The organism is Streptomyces sp. NPDC097129 (assembly GCF_055668065.1).
In genome coordinates, this window is record NZ_JBVOQE010000090.1 from 1 (window position 1) to 1,155 (window position 1,155).

Genomic DNA, 1,155 nt, shown 5'->3' on the forward strand with positions numbered 1-1,155 from the left:
GAGTAAAGCCGCGACGGGAGCCGACGAACAGTGACATTCGGAATGACTGTGTTGATCATTCTGGTTGTGCTGCTCGCGGTTCTCGTCGCGGCTTTTCTGTATCGTCTGCTGGTTCTGCGTCGCGGCGGTACCGCTGCACTGCTTCGTGTTCTGCCATCTCCGGGGGACAGCGGGTGGCGTCACGGAATCATTCGCTACGGCGAAAGCACCTTTGTCTTTTTCAAACTGTCGAGTCTGCGGCCGGGCCCGGACTCCAGGATCGATCGTCAAGGTATCGAGGTCGAGAGCCGTCGTTCTCCCTCGGGTACCGAATTCGACATCATGAGCGACGACATCGTCGTGGTCAAGGTCAATGACGGCTCGTCGGCCTACGAAATCGCTTTGGACAGTGGAGCATTGACAGCGTTCCTGTCCTGGGTGGAATCTCGGCCGGACGGGCGCGCCCGTAGGCGACGCACCGCCTGACCGGTCCCGCTCAAGCCCCGGCGCCGGGCTTCCAGAGCACATCGCCTTCAGGATTTGCCACTCTTCCCATGATGAAGAGCAGATCCGACAATCTGTTGAGGTATTTCGCGGGGAGCACGCTCGTGTCCTCCGGGTTCGCATTGATGGCGGACCAAGCCGCACGCTCCGCACGCCGCGAGACGGTTCTTGCTACGTGAAGCAGGGCTCCCAAGGCGGTTCCGCCCGGCAGAATGAACGAATTCAACGGTGCCAGTTGCTCATTGAGCTCATCGCACCATCCTTCGAGTCGATCGATGTAGGACTGAGTCACTCGTAGCGGCGGGTACTTCGGGTTCTCGACCACGGGGGTGGACAAGTCGGCCCCTGCGTCGAAAAGGTCGTTCTGGATCTGGCGCAGCATTGCGAGGAGATTCTCCGGGGGAGTGCCGAGGGCAACGGCCACACCGATCGCTGCATTGGTCTCGTCGCAATCCGCGTAGGCGATCAGACGCGGATCGTTCTTGGACACGCGGGAAAAATCGCTGAGGCCCGTGGTCCCGTCGTCGCCGGTCCGGGTGTAGATCTTCGTCAGGTGAACAGACATAGGGCTACGGTACCGGCGCGGTGCCGACGAGGTTGTGGCTCTAGGCTGTGAACCGTGAGTGAGCACTTTCTTGTGACCGGGGGTAACCGCCTCGAAGGTGAAGTACT

At 60.7% G+C, this 1,155-nt stretch carries 2 protein-coding genes; one reads left to right on the forward strand and one right to left on the reverse strand.

Annotated elements, in window-relative coordinates; translation table 11 throughout:
• The first annotated feature begins 42 nt into the window (after nucleotides 1-42).
• On the forward strand, nucleotides 43-465 hold the full coding sequence (locus tag AC0B9F_RS38315; RefSeq protein WP_029255703.1) for a DUF2550 domain-containing protein: 423 nt from the start codon (nucleotides 43-45) through the stop codon (nucleotides 463-465).
• Nucleotides 466-475: 10 nt separating this feature from the next.
• Here AC0B9F_RS38315 and AC0B9F_RS38320 read toward each other — a convergent pair whose 3' ends face one another.
• Entirely contained in the window at nucleotides 476-1,048 is a 573-nt protein-coding gene (locus tag AC0B9F_RS38320; RefSeq protein ID WP_030537338.1) for a cob(I)yrinic acid a,c-diamide adenosyltransferase, read from the reverse strand.
• Nucleotides 1,049-1,155: the final 107 nt, after the last annotated feature.

Excerpts from the sequence above, each read along its gene's own strand:
- AC0B9F_RS38320 (WP_030537338.1), bottom strand. The coding sequence starts at position 1,048 with ATGTCTGTTCACCTGACGAAGATCTACACCCGGACCGGCGACGACGGG.
- AC0B9F_RS38315 (WP_029255703.1), top strand. The coding sequence starts at position 43 with ATGACTGTGTTGATCATTCTGGTTGTGCTGCTCGCGGTTCTCGTCGCG.